Origin of the sequence: Microcoleus sp. FACHB-1515 (assembly GCF_014696105.1) — a bacterium.
Classification (GTDB): domain Bacteria; phylum Cyanobacteriota; class Cyanobacteriia; order Elainellales; family Elainellaceae; genus JAAUTJ01.
This window is the reverse complement of sequence record NZ_JACJPO010000038.1, coordinates 211,205-229,541: the sequence shown is the minus strand read 5'-3', so window position 1 is coordinate 229,541 and position 18,337 is coordinate 211,205. Positions and strand designations below refer to the sequence as shown.

At 56.0% G+C, this 18,337-nt stretch carries 13 protein-coding genes; 4 read left to right on the top strand and 9 right to left on the bottom strand.

What is annotated here, in order from left to right; genetic code table 11:
• Positions 1-358: 358 nt before the first annotated feature.
• The 3 genes from H6F67_RS13615 to H6F67_RS13605 all read right to left on the bottom strand — a co-directional run bounded on the left by H6F67_RS13615 (position 359) and on the right by H6F67_RS13605 (position 2,844).
• On the bottom strand, positions 359-1,690 hold the full coding sequence (locus H6F67_RS13615; protein ID WP_242020622.1) for an efflux RND transporter periplasmic adaptor subunit: 1,332 nt from the start codon (positions 1,688-1,690) through the stop codon (positions 359-361).
• Positions 1,691-1,722: 32 nt separating this feature from the next.
• Positions 1,723-2,244, bottom strand: a complete 522-nt coding sequence (locus H6F67_RS13610; protein WP_313926825.1) for a MarR family transcriptional regulator — start codon at positions 2,242-2,244, stop codon at positions 1,723-1,725.
• A 246-nt stretch (positions 2,245-2,490) separates the two neighbouring features.
• A complete protein-coding gene (locus H6F67_RS13605) occupies positions 2,491-2,844 on the bottom strand; it encodes a helix-turn-helix transcriptional regulator (RefSeq protein ID WP_190767138.1) in 354 nt (117 codons plus the stop codon).
• Between the two features lie 281 nt (positions 2,845-3,125).
• Between H6F67_RS13605 and H6F67_RS13600 the strand changes: the two genes are divergently transcribed.
• Positions 3,126-8,345: a translocation/assembly module TamB gene (locus H6F67_RS13600; RefSeq protein ID WP_190767137.1), complete on the top strand. Its 5,220-nt coding sequence runs from the start codon at positions 3,126-3,128 to the stop codon at positions 8,343-8,345.
• On the opposite strand, the gene H6F67_RS13595 is transcribed toward H6F67_RS13600, so the two are convergent.
• The 3 genes from H6F67_RS13595 to H6F67_RS13585 form a co-directional block, all read right to left on the bottom strand.
• Positions 8,342-9,694: an EcsC family protein gene (locus tag H6F67_RS13595; RefSeq protein WP_190767136.1), complete on the bottom strand. Its 1,353-nt coding sequence runs from the start codon at positions 9,692-9,694 to the stop codon at positions 8,342-8,344. The genes H6F67_RS13600 and H6F67_RS13595 overlap by 4 nt on opposite strands.
• Positions 9,695-9,798: 104 nt before the next feature.
• Positions 9,799-10,143 carry a hypothetical protein gene (locus H6F67_RS13590; protein ID WP_242020621.1) on the bottom strand — a complete coding sequence of 115 codons (345 nt, stop codon included), beginning with the start codon at positions 10,141-10,143 and terminating at the stop codon, positions 9,799-9,801.
• A gap of 220 nt (positions 10,144-10,363) precedes the next feature.
• The gene (locus H6F67_RS13585) at positions 10,364-11,212 is read right to left on the bottom strand and encodes a M48 family metallopeptidase (RefSeq protein ID WP_190767232.1); all 849 of its coding nucleotides are present in this window, start codon (positions 11,210-11,212) and stop codon (positions 10,364-10,366) included.
• A 157-nt stretch (positions 11,213-11,369) separates the two neighbouring features.
• On the opposite strand from H6F67_RS13585, the gene H6F67_RS13580 reads away from it, so the two are divergent.
• Positions 11,370-11,900 (top strand): DUF4330 domain-containing protein, encoded by a 531-nt coding sequence (locus H6F67_RS13580; RefSeq protein WP_190767135.1) that lies wholly within the window; start codon positions 11,370-11,372, stop codon positions 11,898-11,900.
• A 95-nt stretch (positions 11,901-11,995) separates the two neighbouring features.
• On the opposite strand, the gene lipB is transcribed toward H6F67_RS13580, so the two are convergent.
• On the bottom strand, positions 11,996-12,700 hold the full coding sequence (lipB, locus tag H6F67_RS13575; RefSeq protein ID WP_190767134.1) for a lipoyl(octanoyl) transferase LipB: 705 nt from the start codon (positions 12,698-12,700) through the stop codon (positions 11,996-11,998).
• Positions 12,701-12,862: 162 nt separating this feature from the next.
• On the opposite strand from lipB, the gene hpf reads away from it, so the two are divergent.
• Positions 12,863-13,486 (top strand): ribosome hibernation-promoting factor, HPF/YfiA family, encoded by a 624-nt coding sequence (gene hpf / locus H6F67_RS13570; RefSeq protein WP_190767133.1) that lies wholly within the window; start codon positions 12,863-12,865, stop codon positions 13,484-13,486.
• Between the two features lie 154 nt (positions 13,487-13,640).
• A complete protein-coding gene (locus H6F67_RS13565; RefSeq protein WP_190767132.1) occupies positions 13,641-14,312 on the top strand; it encodes a GvpL/GvpF family gas vesicle protein in 672 nt (223 codons plus the stop codon).
• 13 nt (positions 14,313-14,325) lie between these two features.
• On the opposite strand, the gene H6F67_RS13560 is transcribed toward H6F67_RS13565, so the two are convergent.
• Both H6F67_RS13560 and H6F67_RS13555 read right to left on the bottom strand, forming a co-directional pair.
• A complete protein-coding gene (locus H6F67_RS13560; protein ID WP_190767131.1) occupies positions 14,326-15,384 on the bottom strand; it encodes a hypothetical protein in 1,059 nt (352 codons plus the stop codon).
• A 94-nt stretch (positions 15,385-15,478) separates the two neighbouring features.
• Complete coding sequence (locus H6F67_RS13555) at positions 15,479-18,175, bottom strand: CBS domain-containing protein (RefSeq protein ID WP_190767130.1); 2,697 nt, start codon at positions 18,173-18,175, stop codon at positions 15,479-15,481.
• Positions 18,176-18,337 lie beyond the last annotated feature (162 nt).

Below are 18,337 nucleotides of genomic sequence, written 5' to 3'. Positions count from 1 at the left end.
GTGTGGCGACTTTTAAGAATTCACGTTCAATCAATTTCTTCCTGCAATCAAACAAATCTCAAGTTCAAAGTCCCCCATTCATGGGGGATTTAGGGGGCTTTCCAGGGTTTCAAACTTCAGATAACAAATTTTTCGAGGTTGGATTGCTTTTGGTTTCCGAGCCAGTGGAGGCTAGGGCCACCCCTCCTCCACACCTCCAACCCCGGCAGGGAGAGTCCTCCCATGCACCCTACGCAAGGGGCTACTCGTGGGTGGCAATGTGGCGCTTCGCATTGGCTGTGCCGACCGCGACCTGGGTTTTCCGAACCGTTGCCTGTTGGTCAGTCTGCCTTTACGCCCACACCCCACACCCACACCCCTACTCTTCCACCTTCGCCGGATCGATATCCTCAATGCTCCATCCGGGCGGCGGGGCGGTGAAGATGCGATCGCCCGGTTGCAGTCCTTCGAGGATTTGGGTTTGGTCTCCGACTGCCGTGCCGAGGGTGACGGGGCGAAAGGTGGCTTCGTTGTTTTCGTCGGGGACGAGGACTCCGGTTTGACCTTGGGCGGTGACGATCGCGCCGATCGGAACAGTAATCGCGTTATCGACTTCTTCGCCTAGGAAGGTGAGATCGACGTTCATGCCGGAGAGCAGTTTGTCTTGTCCGGTTTCGAGGGAAACGCGCACTTCAAAGGAGGTGACGTTTTGGCGAACGACGGCTTCGGGGGCAATCAGGCGGACGCGACCGCGAAAGACATCATCGGGAAAAGCATCCGCGACGATTTCGACGGGCTGATTGGGTCGAAGCTGCTGAATGTCAACTTCGGGGACTTCTGCAACGACTTCAAGCCCCTGGGCAAGGGCGACGATCGCGGTTGAAGTTCCGGACTGTTCGGCAGAAGCAGACGTGGCGGGCGAAACGAATGCGCCTTCGCTGGCATAGCGCTGGGTAATAATTCCCCCAAAGGGAGCGCGAATCACCGTGTCCGATTGGCGGACTTCGACGGTTCGCAGGTTGGCGATCGCTTCTTGCAGTTGCGCTTGGGCTTCTTGGATTTCCTCAGCGCGGCTGCCGCTTTGCAACAGTTGCAGGCTTTCGCGCGATTCGCGGACTCCGGCTTGCAGTTGGGTGACGGTGGCGCGGGCGGTTTCGGCTTCGCTGATCACCTGGTTGAGCGTGTCTTGCGAGATGGCTCCGGCGTCAGCAAGCGATCGATTCCGCTCAACGCGATCTTCGGCCAGCGCCAGTCGCGATTGCGCTTCTCGGACTCTCGCTTCGGCTTGGGCAACGGCGGCTTGGCCTCTGGAAATTTCTTCGGGTCGATTGCCCGATCGCACCTGACTGAGTCGCGCTTGGGCTTGGGCAACTCTGGCTCTGGCCTGCTCAATTTCAGCGACGATGTCTGCGTTTTCCATGCGGGCAATGATTTGCCCTTGGGAAACGCGATCGCCCTGCTGCACATAAAGCTCAGCGAGAATTCCGGCGCTTTTGGGACTGAGGTTGACGGTTTGGATGGGTTTCACGTCGCCGCTGGCCGTAATTCGCACGGTTAAGGGCTGCGACTGCACGGACTCAGTGAGCGCAGCAATGTCTGGGGTGGCGTTGCGGTTGCGAATCACGATCGCGCCAGTGGCGGCACTGCCAATCAGACCGATCGCCAGCAGACCCGCCAGCCAAGGAGTCGGGCGACGTTTTTTGTCAAACATAGAGAGTTGCATGAGCCGTGTGAGGTAGGGAATTATTGAGAGTCGGAAGTTTGCTCGCGCAGCCAGCGATCGTGCAGAAGCGGCAGTTCGCGCTCCCAGAACGCATGAATGTCGCGCATTTCTTGGAGTCGCATTTGCTGATGTGGGCCTTGGTCGGCCAGCAGAGCGAGTCCGCGATCGGCCAGTTCTCGAAAAGCGGTAATTTGCGTCATCCGCTGCTGCGACATCTGTGTCCAGGCGTGCGGTTTAATCTGAAAATAATCGCGGCGATCGCCGGGTAGACTAATCCGCTCGATCAGACCCACTTGAATGAGCAAGCGCGTCATCATGCTGATCGAGCCTTTGCTCGCCTGCAATACTTCGGCAATTTCGCTGAGCGACTGCTGAGCGGGAACTGAAACCAGCAGCCAGCCCAAAATTCGTCCGGCCATGCGCGGCAGTCCAACGGCTTCAAACATGACGCCGACATCTTCCACGAACTGCGCTTGCGGCGATCGTTCGGGTGGCGGCTCGATCGAGGCGGGTGCAACAGACGATAGCTCTACAGGCTTCACGTTAAAAATCTTTATAATTTGTGATGTTTCTATTCTAGCGATGTTCATTTCGTTCAGTAAATACTAAACGCATTGAATCTATCAATAGTTAGAATCATGCTGTGGCAGCAAAATTACGAACGCCCACAGGCGGAGATCAAGCGTGCAAGGCTCAACCTCTCATGAATTGATTGAATTGCAGCCGGAACGATCGCGCCTCACCTTTGCGAGAGACGCTTGCTGCTTTGGGGAACGAAACGCGATCGCTTACTGGTTGCGGCTGAGCGTAAAGGCGCGGAAATAGCGGGCTTGCTCTTCGATGCGGGTGGCAATGCGATCGCACACCAGGTTGCAAAGCTCAAAAATCAAATCGTCTTCTACTCGGTAATAGGCAGATGTGCCTTCGCTGCGCCGTGTGAGAATCCCCGCTTGCAGCATGACTTTGAGATGCTTGGAAACGTTTGCCTGACTGGTCGCGGTCGCTTCAACTAAATCCTGAACGCATTTCTCGCCGTCTCGAAGCAGATTGAGCAGCCGCAGTCGCATCGGTTCACTCAGAACGCTGAAATATTCAGCTACTTGCTGCACAACTTCTGACGGTACAGAATCGCCTGGTTCCATGCAATCTCCGACGTTTAGAGCGTTGATCCCCAGATTGTATCAGTCTACGCCTCGATAGCGATAGAGCGATCGATGACCCTTAGGAAAGATTTTGCAAGAAAAAACGCTTGCTCGACTGCCAGAATTCTTCAAACAGGTAAATTTCACTAAGTTGCAGAATCCACATGCAACGCGGCGTTCTAGGTTAAATTTTTAAGCGAATCGATTCATCACTCAATCGAAGTAGATTTAGTGTTTCGTTCCCCGGATGCCCGATCGTCTTCTGTTGATGTCCCAACCGCATGCCGCATTCTTCACCGCCTGACCAAGAGCCACAACCCCATTTCCATCGCTGGCGGCTGATGCTGCTGCGAGCCGCCCTGATTTCTGGAGGTGTAACGCTAGCTGCGGGCGCGATCGGCGCGTGGTGGGCATGGACGTTTATTCAAGAGCGCCTCGCTCCGCTGGTCGAAACCAATCTGTCGCAAACCCTCAATCGTCCGCTGGATCTCGGAGAAGTGGAGCAGGTAACGCTGACCGGATTGCGGTTTGGCGAATCAATTCTGCCGCCAACAGCGAATGACCGCGATCGCGTCACTGTCGATGCGGTTGAGGTCAGCTTTAATCTGTGGGATGTAATCTGGACGCGCCGCCTCGGTCTGGACATCACGCTGCTGCGCCCCGATATTTTTGTCGATCAAACGCCGGACGGTCGCTGGATCAGTACGCAGGTGACAACTCAAGATTCACGCGGCATCATCAAAACCGAACTCGACACGATTCGATTTCGTCAGGCCACCTTGACGCTTGAACCGTCGCCTGCCGTGAGTGCCGAGGCGAATGAACCGGGAGCAACCGCTCGCACCATCACGCTGCAAAACGTCAACGGCAGCGCCAATCTGCAAAACCAAAATCAAAAAATTTTCTTTGAAGCGAACGGCGCGATCGCGACGGGTGGCAGCTTAACCCTGAAGGGCGAAACCGATCGCACGATCGATCGCACTCGCGTCTCCATCCAGGGAGAAAACTTGCAGGCCGCCGATGTCAGCGCCTTATTGCCCCTGCCGATTCGCTTGCAGGCCGGACAGGTTGGCGGCAACTTGACGATCGACTATCAGCCCGACAATCCGATCGCCGTCAACGGCACGGTGCAGGGACAAGGCGTGTCGGCCAAAATTGCCGAAGTGCCGAACGAATTTCGGCAGGTGGCAGGCCGCTTGCGATTTGTCGATCAGCGAATTTTCTTTGAAGAACTGAGCGGGCTGTATGGCGAAATTCCGGCTGAACTCAGCGGTAGCCTTGACTTTGAGGAAGGCTATGACCTGAGGGCGCAAGCGGCATCGGTGACGGTTCCCAACCTGCTTCGCACCTTTAACTTGAAAACGCCGATCGCCCTTTCCGGTGTGTTTCAAGGCGATGTCCGCATCACGGGAGAAATTGATCGCCCGCTGCTGACCGGAACAGCGCGATCGATTCGTTCAGCTCAGGCCGATCGCCTCCGCTTCGATCGCCTCACCACCAACTTTCGCGTCACGCCACAAGCGCTAACGTTCGATCAAATTACGGCGGTTCCCAGCGGCGGCGGCGTGGTGCAGGGCAGTGGCACGATCGGCTTTCGCGACGAAACGGTTGCCTTTCGCTTCAACACGACCAACGCGCCCGGAGATGCGATCGCCCGCAGCTACGGCTTCAACAATCCAAATGTAAGATTAGGCGCGATCGCCGCCACAGCCAGCGTTGAGGGCACGTTCAGCAATTTTCAAACGAACGTGCGCTTTCAGGCGTTGCAGGCCACCTACCCGACAACGGGCGAAGCGCAAATTCGCGGCAGCAACGTCCGCTTTCGCAATACCGAAATTCGCGTGGCGGGCGGGCGCATCTTGGGCGAAGGCGAAGTTGCCAATGGTCGCTGGAATGCCAACGGCCAAATTGCCCAAGTGCCGCTGAATCAATTTCGATCGAACCTCTCTGGCGCACTCAATGGCGACTTTCAGCTTGCCGGAACGCTCACCAACTTCAGCCCCGACACGATTCGCGGCAGCAGCAACTTTCGCATTGACAACTTCGCAGGCGGACGCATCGTCGGGCAGGGCACGATCGCCAATGGCCGCTGGAATGCCGTTGCCTCTGCCAGCCAAGTTGCCCTCAATCGCTTTAATCCAAGCCTTGCTTCTGGCTCACTCGGCGGCAATTTTCGCGTCGCTGGACGGCTGAGCGACTTTTCGCCCAACGCAATTCAGGCGCAAGGCCAATATCAAATTGCGAACTTGGCAGGCGGGCGCGTAGCGGGCAATGTGGCGATCGCAAGTGGCCTCTGGAACGCGACCGTACAAGCGAGCAACGTCGCCCTTGCTGCTTTCTCTCCCAATCTGCGCGGCGAACTTGGTAGCAATCTACGTGTCAGCGGCACACTCGCAAATCCGTCTCTCGCAACGATTCGGGCGGCGGGTCAGGTGCAACTGTCGCAAGGCTTGGCACAGATTGATCGTCCGCTCACCGCTTCAATTCGCTGGCTGGGCGATCGGCTGCAAATCGATTCCGCCACCGCTCCCGGCCTCAGAGCCAATGGCGTTGTCTTTGTGGCAACCCAAACGCCCGCCATTTCTCGCTTTGACATCAATCTCGGCCTGCAAGATTACAACCTGGCCGATCTACCTGTCACCCTGCCCAACAACGTTCAGGTTGCGGGACTCGCTGATTTCCAAGGCCGGATCAGCGGCACACCTAGCGCACCTGCCGCCATTGGTCAGTTGGCTTTGCAAAATCTCGTCGTCAACAACAGCCTTGCCTTTGAAGATCGATTGGCGGGCAGCGTCCGCTATGGCGGACAAACTTCAGTGGTCGATTTGCGCGGCGATCGCGATCGCATCTATGCCCAGCTTGATTCACGCAACCGCCCGATCGAATTTCTGATTCAGCAAGACACGACGATCGCGCAGGGGCGCACAGTGGGCGATCGGCTGATTGCCTCGGTCGCAAACTTTCCGCTGGACGTGCTGAATTTGCGTCCTGTTGCAACGTTGGGCACAATTGGCGGCACGCTCAACGGCGACTTCAATGTCAACCTCAACACGTTTGCGGCAGAAGGCCGGGTGGCGATCGCACAGCCGCGCTTGGGCTATCTCAACGCGATTCAAGAGGAATCTACACCGGACAGCTTAGTGGCCGAATTTCGCTACGCCAACGGCGCGGGCGTCATTTCCAACGGAGAACTGCGCTTCAACAACAGCCGCTATTTGCTGGCCGGAAACTTTTCTGGCGGCAATGATCCACAGTTTCAAGGCAAAATCACTGCCGACCAAGGACGAATTGAAGATATTCTCACTGCCCTGCAATTTTTTGACTACGAAGATTTTGGACGCGGACTGGAACTGCCCACCTACGATTCCGCCGATGCGCTTGACCTTGTTCCAGTCGGTTCACCCGGCGCCGCGCTGATTACCCAACTGCGCCGCTTGGCAGAAATCGACGTTCTGCGAGCGCAGCGACAACAGCAAGAAGACGCGCAAATCCTGCCAGATCTGGCAACGTTGAACGGTGCATTCACAGGCGAAATTGACATCGCCGCTTCAGCCCGATCGGGCATTATAGCCAGCTTCAACCTGGAAGGTCAAGACTGGCGCTACGGCGAATATGGAGTCGATCGCGTCATCCTGGCAGACGGCACGTTTGAAAACGGCGAGTTGACCGTGTTGCCGTTGCGCTTGCAGGGCTTTAGCTATCTGGAGGCGGGCGATCGCGTTGAAAATCCCGATTCGTTCCTCAGCTTTTCGGGCAGCGTCGGCGGCGAAGCGCAGTCCGGACAGCTTCAGGCGCAGCAGGTTCCCGCCGCTTTAGTGCGCGACTTCTTTGACACGCCGCTGGATGTTGACGGTCAGATCAATGCAACTGCAACCGTTTCAGGCAGCTTCCGCAATCCGCAGGCAACCGGAGAATTTAGCTTGGCGGAGGGCAGCCTCAACGGTACGCCTGTCCAAGAAGCCACCAGCTTCTTTAGCTACAACGATGCGCGATTGAACTTTGAGGGGCGCGTGGTTGTCGAGGAACCGCAGCCCTTGACGATCGCAGGCAGCCTTCCCTACCGCTTTCCGTTCATGACCGTGTTTCCCGACAGCGACGCGATCAGCCTCGATGTGAACGTGCAGGATGAAGGACTCGCGCTGCTCAACCTCTTCCAAAATCAGGTGGCCTGGGAAGGCGGCGAAGGCAGCGTTAATCTGCAAGTGCGCGGCACGGCATTGAATCCGATCGCGGAGGGAACTGCCCGCTTCGAGAACGCCACCTTCACGGCTCAAGCCTTACCCGAACCGCTCACCAACGCTTCTGGGCGCATCCAGTTCAACCGCAGCCGCATTCAGGTGGAAGCCTTTCGCGGTGACATTGGCAGCGGCTTTGTTACCGCGATCGGTGTTTTGCCCATCTTCGATCCCAACGACGCTCCTACTTCCGATACCGTTTCGCCGCTTATTGTTAAGCTAAACGACCTCACACTCAACTACAAAGGACTCTACAACGGCAACGTCAGCGGAGAAGTCAACATTGCTGGAGCCGCGCTTGCTCCGCTGATCGGCGGCAACATCACCCTCAGTCAGGGGCGCGTTTCCCTGCCGGATACTGCCGCCCCCGCCACGACAGAAACCCCAACTGCTGAAGCCAACGCCCCGCTCTTTACGGCTCCCGCGCTCAACAATCTGCAAATCACCTTGGGCGATGCGCTGCTGATTACGCGTCAGCCCGTTCTAAATTTTCTAGCCAGAGGCGATCTGCTTGTCAACGGCTCGCTCGACAACTTCCGCGACCTCGAAGCCAACGGCACGATCGAACTGCGCGGCGGGCAGGTGAATTTGTTCACAACGCAGTTCAACCTCGATCGCCGCTTTCCCCAAACCGCCACTTTTACCCCGAATCAAGGCCTCGATCCAGAACTCAACATCACCCTCGTCACCTCTGTTCCCGAAGTTACCAGTACGCCCACACAGATCACGTCTTTCACGCCGTTTGCCTCGTCGGAAGTTAGCGCGATTCCCGCTAGCGAATTTGGCTCACTGCAAACGGTGCGCGTGCAGGCAAGAGTTACAGGCCGCGCCAGTCAGCTTGGCCGCAACTTGGAGCTAAGCAGCAGTCCGGGGCGATCGCAAAACGAAATCCTCGCCTTGATCGGCGGCAGTTTCGTCGATACGTTGGGTCGAGGCGACACGACCTTGGCACTTGCCAACCTCGCCGGATCAGCGCTGCTTACGCGCGTCCAAAACTTCATCGGCAACACGCTTGGCCTCAGCGAATTCCGCTTGTTCCCCACGTCAATCACCAACGACGAAGGCCAAGCCAACTTTGGCCTCGCTGCCGAAATTGGCGTAGACATCACGCCCAATCTATCCGCCTCCGTGCTGCAATTTCTCACCACGCCCGAACCCACTCAGGTCGGTTTGCGCTATCGCCTCAGCGATGAATTTCTGCTGCGTAGCTCAACGAATTTCTCTGGGGAATCGCGAGTCGTCCTAGAGTTTAACCGCCGCTTCTAAATCTGCTGCGGCAGATCAAAGCGCTGCTCGATCGCGCTCAAAATTTCTGCTTCTGCGGCATTGATCTCGCGATCCATCTGCATCACTCGTTGGCACTGAACATAGAGCGGCGCAGCAAATTCTGGATCAAGCTGGTCAAGCAGTTGATCGAGCGGTTGAGGAGAACGCAAACTATCAGAAATCTGCTGAATCGATCGATCGCTAAGCTGCAAGCGATCGAGTTCCGGCTGAATTTCTCGCCAGGTTTTGTTGGGATAGCTCGCTAACAGCATTCGGGCCAAAACTTGGTCAGTAATCTGCTGCTGCTCGATCGCCTTTTGCAAATAGCGATCGCTTTCCTGCTGCAAATTTGCCAGGTTCGCTTCGATCAATTCTCCGCTCTGCTTCGCTTCATAGAACCGACAGGCCGCATAGCCCAATGTATACATCATCGTCGCATTCGTTCCCGCCCCGATCATCGCTCCGGCCAGCGGCACATTGCGTAGAAAACCCAGCCCTGCCTGAAGCGCTTTGCTGCCGCCCAGAGCCAGCCCAAAAATCGCCAGAACTTCACCTTTACGGCCTGGATCTTTCAAATCCAGGCCATAAGCAGCAGCAATTTGATAAACCATTTCGGTTTGCAGTGCAGTCGTCGCCGCCAGATCGATCGCCAAAAGTGCCAAAGCCGCACCGGGAACCAAGCTGCTGACCACACCTGTTCCTGCCGCATACATTGCCTTCTCAACCATGATGCGATGCGCGATTTCGCGGGATGACTCGTCCGGATATTTCGCTTGCAGTTGTTCGACAACCGCTTGCGCCTTTTGCAGGTCAATGCGATCGCTGATGCCTACCAGCCAGTCGATTCTCAGCAAGCCCGACAGTCGGCGCACCAAGCTGTTGTTGCCAAGTGCGGTAACGGCGTACCCTGTACCCTTGGTCGCTTGGTCAACCCACTGATAGCCTTGCTTGACCGTAGCCTCGCCCATCCAAACCACGAGATCGCTCGCCCAAGTTGCAAAATCGATCGCCGTTTGGCCGACATGCGTCGAGGTTTTGCCGACGATCGAACCGATGGCGGCAGCAGTGTCGATCGCGCTTTTGCTCGTCTGAGCGGTCGTGTGGCCTAAAATTTCGCCCAGTCCGGCAGCGGTTTCGACAACAGTTTTGCCCGTTTGCTGCGCGGTTGCGGTCATGGCCGTACCGAGTCCCGCCGCTGTTTCAACCGCAGCTTTCCCCATGCTCAAGGCAGTGCTGCCAACTGTTTCACCCAGCTTCGCGCCCAAGGATACGATCGATTCCGACTCGGCCTTGGGCGGCTGGGATGCGATCGGGTCAGTCGAATTGCTAACATCTGGTTCCCGATTCATAAGTGTTTGAAGTTAATGTGTTTGTGCAGAGAATACTCTCTGATTAATGGGTGAAAATATAAGAGAAGCAAACTGCGGCAGCATCAACTCCTGCCGCTTCAGCATTAGTGCTGATCGCCTAAATCGCCAGGTTCGTTGACATAAATTTGCGGTTCAACGGCGAAATTGTTGATCAAACCGCCTTCATCAATCACGTAGCCATGCGTCGTGTGAATCGGTTCGGGATCTTCAGCTTCTTCTTGAGCGTCTTCAGCTTTAATGTTTTTGATGTTTTTCTCAACATCCACATTGTTGGGAATAATTGCATCCGGCGCATTCACATCGGTCGGCTGAGCCGTTTGCACACCAAATTGGTCGCCAGGTGCGCCACGTCCGGGTTCAGCTTCAGTCGGGTCGCCAAGGCGAACATCCTGCATTTCTTTTCCGGTCATATCTGCTTCATTTGCCATAGTTAAACTTCCTGTGTATCAATTTGCTGTTAAACAACTCTGCTTGAGTTGATAGCCATAAACTACCCTGTTTCGATCGCTCCTCGATTCCTTCTAGAGACAGGAACCCGAAGCGCGATCGCTCTTTCCTGCGGAGAATTTCGTATTGAATCGCACCCTCTGTAGAATCAGCCTGTGGTGCGATCGCAAGCGTGAAGGAGCGATCTTGTTTTGCTAAAGCTTACCGGAGTGCCTGAATGCGCGATCGATAGGCGGCATCATCCTGACCGATGCCTTGATCGGCAGTAGCCGGATTGATTTGGCGCTGGAGGGCAGCGATGCGATCGCTCGTCGCCGGATGCGTACTCAAAAATGTGGGCACAGAACCTTGACCGACCAGCTTTTGCATGAAATCAACCATTGCCCCCGGTGCATATCCAGCACTGGTGATGTTTGCCAAGCCGAGCTGGTCAGCTTCCAGTTCCGCTTGACGACTGTGGGGACGACGGATTGCCAGTTCGACACCCAAGTTGACCGCAGTGTTGCGATCGAGTCCCGCCGCAGTGACTAGGCCAGAAGCGATCGCCGCTTCGCGCATTTGTTCGACTGCATGACGAGCGGCAATGTGGCCGATTTCGTGGCCGATGACGCTGGCAAGTTCCGCTTCGTTGTCAGCTAGACGCATCAAGCCTGTGGTGACGTAAACATAGCCGCCCATCGTGGCGAACGCATTCACCTGCTCGCTTTCAACGGCTTGAAAAACATAGGGAATGTTCGGGCGGCTGCTGGACGGTGCGAGTCGCTGGCCGATTTGATCGACGTAGTCGCGAATGTTGGAGTCGCGGACAAGGCGAAATTCTTGGCTGGTGAGCTGGTCGTTGATGCGGCGACCAAGTTCGACTTCTTGGCGATCGCCCAAGTTGGAAAGCTGAATCACCTGGACGCCGCGCAAAATCAAGTCTAGCCAAGGAATTGCTGGACTCGGCTGAGCCGTTGACAAAATCAAGCTCAGCGCTACTAAAGCCGAGACCAAGCCGTACAGCCAGCGGCGGCGCAGTCGATCGATCGATCCAAGCAGAGTTTGAAGCATCATAGACTGTTGGCTGAAAGTTGAACAGGGGAAACGATAAGCAGGGCGACGATCGCGATCGCGATTTTGTTGCCTGTCAAATTTCACAAAATTTGTGCGCTCTGCGGAGCAAAGCTGCTAGAGTGCCTTCTGGAGATGCATGTTTTGGTAAAGCGGTATGGCAATTCTCGATTCTCAAGGACGACTATTCGGCAAAGTTAGCCTGCTCGATATTGGCGCGGCACTCGTGATTTTGCTGGTCATTTTTGGCGTGTTCTTCTACCCTGGCACGGCTGGCTCAGTGGCGCAAGTGGGCGCTCAAACCAAAGCGATCGAAGTGGATGCCGTCGTGCGCGGTTTGTCGGTGGCGCAACCCCAGCAGCTTATGACCGACATCAAAACAGCCCAAAAAACAAATATCATCATCCGCAACCAGCCCTACGGCCAAATCAACGTCAAGGATGTCAAGCCACTACCGCGCACCGTCACGGTTTCACAACCGGACGGCAGCGTGAGAGCTTTGCCCGATCCACGTCCTGAAATGGCCTACAGCACCGACATGTTAATGACTTTGGGTGGCAACGCAAATATTACGGACGATGGTCCGGTTTTGGGAAACAACAAAATCAAAATTGGCACACCGATCGAACTCGAAGGTCAAACCTACCGCTTCAACGCCACCATTGTCGAAGTCCGCATTCCCCAGTAGCGATCGAGACCCCTCGATCGATCAGGACACTCTCGATCGCTTTGAGCCACTGCTGCATCTGGAACGGATTCTTGACAAAGAACGCAGCAATACCTTTACCAGCGCTTTGTCTCAAACGGCGATTCAACAAGCTGCACTTCAAACACTTCGCTAAAAGCACGAGCGACCTGCTGCTGAACGGCAGCAAACTCGATCGCGCCAAACTGCGCTAGGCTGCCGACGGGTCGATCGTCAATGCCGCACGGAACGATCGCGCCAAATCCAATTAAATCTGGACACACGTTGATGGCGAAACCGTGCATCGTAATCCAGCGGCTGACCTTGATGCCGATCGCCGCCACCTTGTAGCCTTCTACCCAAACGCCTGTTAGTCCAGAAATGCGCTCACCCACCAAACCAAACGGGGCGATCGATCGAATCACGACTTCTTCAAGCTGACGCAAATACCAGTGCAAGTCCGGCTGATAGCGACGCAAATTCAAGATCGGATAGCCGACAAGCTGCCCCGGACAGTGATAGGTCACTTCGCCGCCGCGCTCGACTCGACACACTTTTGCCGCCGACCGCGTGGCATCAAATTTGACAAACTCCCAGCTTGCGCCTTGACCGAGCGTGTAGACGGGCGGATGCTCCAGCAAAATGAGTAAATCTTCAAGGTCAGGATTCGATCGCCGCTGCTCGACAAGCGATCGCTGCCACTGCCAAGCGGTTTCATAGTCCATCAATCCGACCTGGTAAAGTTGGCAGCGCAGTTGCGATCGAATCAGTTCGTGCGGAGAAGACGTGTTTTTTAGCACCATTCAGTAAAATTTCAAGCGGGATTTAACACAATTTTCGGTTCAAGCGCTGAGCAACAAATCAAGAATAGTGAACAGATGCAAATGATTCTAAAGTGGTCTGTTCTACAGAATACAAAGTGTTAGGGTAAAAGTATCACCCCCATCCTCTAGGGAGGCAGCTTTATGAAGCTTGTGATTCAGGGCAAGAATATCGAAATTACTGATGCAATCCGCGAATACGTCCATCAGAAAATCGAAAAGGCCGTCAACCATTTTCAAAATTTAACCACAGAAGTTGACGTTCACCTTTCTGTTGCCCGCAATCCTCGAATCAATCCTCGCCAAACCGCAGAAGTGACGATCTATGCTAACGGTGCAGTCGTCCGGGCTGAAGAAAGCAGCGAAAATCTTTACGCCAGCATTGACATGGTTGCCAACAAGATTTGTCGCCAACTCCGCAAATACAAAGAAAAGCGCCAAGAGCAAATTCAAGCACCCGTGAAAACCGTTGAAGTGCTGGACGAATCAGCCGTTGGTGATTTGGTGAGCGATCGCGCCCCCAGTCTGCCTTCCCAAGTCGTGCGAACCAAGTATTTTGCGATGCCACCCATGACCGTTGAGCAAGCTCTAGAACAGCTTGAACTGGTGGATCATGATTTTTATATGTTCCTCAATGCCGAAACGCACGAAATCAACGTGATCTATGAGCGCAATCACGGCGGATATGGCGTAATTCAACCTCGTCATCCCAACGGCAAAGGCAAGGTTGAACACAGCAAGTCAGCCGTTCATGCGGCCAAACGCTAGCAGCGAAACATCGATCGACAGGTCTGCGCTAGCGCCATTTGCACAGTAGAAATCCTGTTTTACGATGAGTAATCAAACGTGCCGATTTCACCTGCTGACCAGGCAAAATCGGCACGTTTGATCGCGTTTCATCATCACTAACGGTGCGAATCGAGTGATATATGCCTACACCTTTTTGGCGAGTTCCACCCGATCGATTCTGACGTTGCCAGCCGGATTTGCGGGGAATTTGGCGATCGTTTCTGCGGCTGAATTGGTCGCCGTTGTTGAACCCGAATTAGATTTGGAAATGCTTCAGCGCAGCGACGAGCAACTGATGCAGGCCGTTTTGAATCACGATCGCGTCATTCGCGAACTATTTGAGCAAACAACGCTGCTGCCTTTACGGTTCGGTACTTGCTTTGTCTCAGAAGCCGGACTAGTTGAGCATTTGCACACGCACCAGCAAGCCTATCTGAACAAGCTCGCCGCGCTGACCAATCAAGTGGAATACAGCCTGAAATGCTCGCCGCTTGCAGCCTCAGACCGGGCGATCGAGCCTGACCTGAAGGGCAAAGATTACTCTCTGGCAAAAAGCGCTGGTTTTTTGCAGGAAACGCAGCGGCAGCAAATGCAGCAATCGCAGTTGCGATCGCTTCAGGCCACGATCGCGCAATCCTATCCGGTCACGATCGGTGAGGTGCAAGATGGCGTGGAGCGATTGTATTTGCTGGTGGATCAATCGATCGATGCACAGCTTCAGCAGCAGTTTCAGCAGTGGCAAGCTGACGCTTTCCTGTGGCAGTTGAGTCTGGGAAACGGGTTGCCACCCTATCACTTTGTTTAGCGCCATAGGCCGTCTACTGCGAAATGGGTTCGGCAGGTGGTGCAAGCTGAACTTTGGGACTGGGAACTTCGACAGGATCGGGCGCGGGCGGTTCGGGCGCAACCGGAGTCGGATCGGGCAGAGGTGCTTCCGGCTGTGGAACTGGATCGGGCAAGCTTTCGACCTTTGGCGCTTCGATCTCTGGCTTGGATTCGACCTGTGGCTGATCTTCGACTCGCGATCGCGATCGCTCTGGTTCAGACCGCTCGACTTGGCGAGAACGCGATCGCGGGCGCGGCTCATAATATTCGGGTTCCGGTTCGATCGCTCGTCGCTGCCGCGTGGTGCTGCGCCGCTCGATCGCTGGACTTGCTGAATCAAAGGAATCGTCTCCGCTGTCGCTGTCGGCATATGGATCTTCGCCGAGCCAGTCAGTTTTCTCAGGAAAAGACTGTTCGCGACTAAACAAAGCAGGTGCGCTTGCCGATGCCGCACCGTTGCGGAGCTTCCAGCCGATCGCAGCTCCGCTCAAGCCTGCGAAACCTGCGGTGAGCAGCAGGGCGATCGGCAGCCAGCGCGAAAAGCGAGAAGTCGAAGGTGCGGGAACAACGGGTGGCGGTGGCGGCAGTGGCGCGATCGCCTGAGCGGGCAGTGAGGGAAGCTGAGGCGCAGCGGCGACAGGAGCGGGAGCAGGAGCAGGCGGAGCGATCGCTGGAACCGCGATCGAAGGGGCGGTATTGCCACTTTCGGCAGGCGCACCCAAGACGGCAGGCGTCAAAAACGGCATCCAGTCTGTGAGCTTGATGGGAGTTGAAGCGGGTTCCAGGACAACGTAGGGCAGGTTGTTTTCTTCAAAGCAGTCCCGCACGATCGCAGCTTTGAGTTTGCCCTGCTTCACAGTGGCGAGAAATTGCTGCCGCAGCGCATCAAATCGGAACGACTGCTGCAAGCTCGGATTGAGCGTGTGAATCACGACGGGATGATTCAAGCTAGTGTGGGTCGCCTGATAGCTGACGGTGGCATCGGTTTGATGCAGCAGCTTGTGAATCAAGTATTTGCCGTTTTGCAGCGTTGCGCCAGCCGTCAAGCTCATACAGAAATTTTGTGAAATGGCTCTGCCGATTCTACCTTATGGGGCTTGGAGATTGAGCGTCAACTATCGGGGATTGACCGTTCCCCTTGCGCCCTCAAAGCGGAAACCGTTCTGCCAAAAACGCTTCGGCTGAAGCGCGATCGCTCACCTCACCATCCAGCGTGGCGGCTTGCAGTTCACTCAACATGAATTTGAACTGTTGACCCGGACGGTAGCCAAGCTTTCGCAAATCGTTTCCGTCGAGCGGTGGCTTGATGGTTGACCAAACGGTGAGATATTGCCAGATCGCTCGGCGGATCGATCGCGAACTGCGGACGGCAACGAGAACGAGCGTCGCGATCGACAACGCCTGTAGCTGCTGCACAATTTGGCTGGGACGATATCCTGCGGGCAATTCGGCCTGCAAGCGTGCTTCGATCGCGTCAAGCTGAGTCAGGCGATCGATCGTCTCAGCGGGAAGCTGAAGATTTTTGGCAACTGGGGGGCGGTCGGGCGGCGAAAGCTGAGCGAGCAGCACTTCGAGCAGAACGAGCCAGTGTTCCAGCGATTGAGCGCGATCGAAGCGTTTGAGCCAGCGATCGGCACGGCGAAGTTGCAGATGCAACTCAGGCGTCATTTCCAGGTCGGGATGCAAACAGCGCAGTCCACCCAAATCCGAGAGCAAGCTGAGTGCAGGCTGCCAGTAGGCCGCTTCGAGCAAATATTTAAGTTCGCGCCGCAGTCGAGTTTGCAGGGCAGGCGTTTTTTCCATCTCGGCCTGGATGCGATCGAACACGCCGCTGGCGATCGCGTGGCGGATATAGCCTTCGGTTTGCGGATCGATCGTGAAGTGTAAGCGGGTGGCAAAACGAACGGCGCGGTAGATGCGCGTCGGGTCTTCAATGAAGCTGTTGCTGTGCAGAACGCGAATGCGCTTGGCCTGCAAGTCGAGCAGGCCGCCAAAAAAGTCGAGCAGTTCACTGGTGCGGGGAGCCGTCAGGCGAATTGCCAGCGCGTTAATGGTGAAATCGCGGCGGTATAAATCTTGGCGAATCGAACTGGCTTCGACTTCCGGATTGGCAGCGGGATACGGATAAAACTCGGTGCGGGCGGTGGCAATGTCGAGGGCAAGATTTTTCTGTGAATCGGCGGAGCGATGCGGCCACAGCAATGCTGCCGTCTGAAATTTGCCGTGTACCTGAAGTCGCGTGTCGGGAAAGGTTTGCTGAAGGGCGCGAGCCAGTTCTACGCCTGCTGCGGCATCTGCCGATCGATGAAAGCCATCCACAACCAAATCGATATCGACCAGTTGCAGCGCTCCCGAAGCGGGATCGCTCAGCAGCAAATCGCGCACTGCGCCGCCCACCAGGTAAAGCTGCCAGCCGCGCTGTTCGGCTTGATTGGCGGCCATTTTGAGGACGGCTTGCAGTTCTGGTGAAAGCCGCTTCAGCAGTTGCGCGATCGCGGCAGGTGGCGGGACAACAAGTCGGGCAGTCGGGCGATCGATCGTCCTGCCCTGATGCAACTGCCGCAACACATCAGTGCGCGTCACAATTCCCACAAGCTGGTCTTGGTCAAGAACGGGCAAACGGCCAATGTCATACGTCACCATCAGCGCTTCGATTTCCGGCAGCGTACTGTCGGGCGCGATCGTTTTGAGATTCGTACTCATGTAGCCTTTGACGGGCGCGTGGCTAAAGCCGTGATGCAGGGCGATATCGAGATCGCGTCGCGAAATCACGCCAACTAGTCGATCGCTCGCATCCACAACCGACAGGCCAGCATGTCCATAGCGCAGCAAAATTCGCTGCGCCTCAGCGATCGTCGTGTCAGGGCGAATCGTCCGCACTGGAGAAGACATGATCTCGCGAGCGGTCAAAGGGTGCGGCAGGCGATCGCGCAAATCTTGCCGCAGTTGCGCCATCACCGCTTCAGGATCTTCTGTTCGCAAAGAAGCCGAAGCCGCTTTTGCATGACCGCCGCCGCCGAATGGTTTCAGCAGTGCCGCGAGATTTACGTCTGCGCGGGCACGACCCACGATCGTCATGCGGCACTCTGCCTCGGTGCGATCGCTGGCAGCAGCAAACAGCAGCACGTCCGCTTCCGTCAGGCGCATCAGGCGTTCCGTCACGCTCGACAGTCCGATCGGCAAGGTGGGCAGATGCAGCAGGACGGAGGCGAGGCTGAGGCCGAATTGCGTTTCGGTTTGAAGCTGTTCGATCGCACAGGCCAGCACCTCTTGCAGTTGTGGAGAAAGGCCGGGTTGGGCGTACTGCGCGATCGCGCTGATGCTTGCACCTTGCGCCATCAGCCAGGTGAGCGCCGCCGCATCGCGGACAGTGGTTTGATCGAAGGTGAGCGATCCGGTGTCGGCATGAATGCCCAAGGCCATCACGGTTGCTTCGCTGACGGTGAGCGCAATTTCGGCAGCCTGAAGCTGCTCGGCAATAAAGGTGGTGATCGCCCCGACTGGCTCTTGATGCAGGCAGGCAGTGGGAATGTCGCCTGCTGAGGCCAGGTGATGATCGTAGATGCTGATTTTAACGTTGGGCAAATCCAGCCATTCTGCCGCCACCCCAACGCGATCGCGCCACTGCGTATCCACCAAGGCGATCGACTGAATCTCGTCTACGTTGACAGAACGGCGATCGATCAAAGCGTATTCGTCGCGATGCAATGCCAAAAATTCGCGCACGATCGGGTCGCAGCCGCCCGTCAGCACAATTCGGGCACCGGGACGCAGCCGACTGAGGCCGACGGCAGCACCAAGCGTATCAAAATCGGCGTTGATGTGGCAGCAGATTAACTCCATGCGGCGAGCAGGTGATGGGGCTGTCGGGGATCGAGTGTGAGCGATGAACTTCTGTCGATCGCCGTCGATCGATTTTGGTCACAATCAGCCTGTCCATTATGACGGTAGACAAGCGGATTGCGACACGATCGCGGCGGCTTGACCCGCCCCCTTTTCCACCAA

Coding starts and splice junctions, on each gene's coding strand:
- H6F67_RS13605 (WP_190767138.1), bottom strand. CDS start 2,844: ATGGAACCAGGCGATTCTGTACCGTCAGAAGTTGTGCAGCAAGTAGCT.
- H6F67_RS13595 (WP_190767136.1), bottom strand. CDS start 9,694: ATGAATCGGGAACCAGATGTTAGCAATTCGACTGACCCGATCGCATCC.
- H6F67_RS13555 (WP_190767130.1), bottom strand. CDS start 18,175: ATGGAGTTAATCTGCTGCCACATCAACGCCGATTTTGATACGCTTGGT.
- lipB (WP_190767134.1), bottom strand. CDS start 12,700: ATGGTGCTAAAAAACACGTCTTCTCCGCACGAACTGATTCGATCGCAA.
- H6F67_RS13615 (WP_242020622.1), bottom strand. CDS start 1,690: ATGTTTGACAAAAAACGTCGCCCGACTCCTTGGCTGGCGGGTCTGCTG.
- H6F67_RS13580 (WP_190767135.1), top strand. CDS start 11,370: ATGGCAATTCTCGATTCTCAAGGACGACTATTCGGCAAAGTTAGCCTG.
- H6F67_RS13560 (WP_190767131.1), bottom strand. CDS start 15,384: ATGAGCTTGACGGCTGGCGCAACGCTGCAAAACGGCAAATACTTGATT.
- H6F67_RS13600 (WP_190767137.1), top strand. CDS start 3,126: ATGCCGCATTCTTCACCGCCTGACCAAGAGCCACAACCCCATTTCCAT.
- hpf (WP_190767133.1), top strand. CDS start 12,863: ATGAAGCTTGTGATTCAGGGCAAGAATATCGAAATTACTGATGCAATC.
- H6F67_RS13585 (WP_190767232.1), bottom strand. CDS start 11,212: ATGCTTCAAACTCTGCTTGGATCGATCGATCGACTGCGCCGCCGCTGG.
- H6F67_RS13590 (WP_242020621.1), bottom strand. CDS start 10,143: ATGGCAAATGAAGCAGATATGACCGGAAAAGAAATGCAGGATGTTCGC.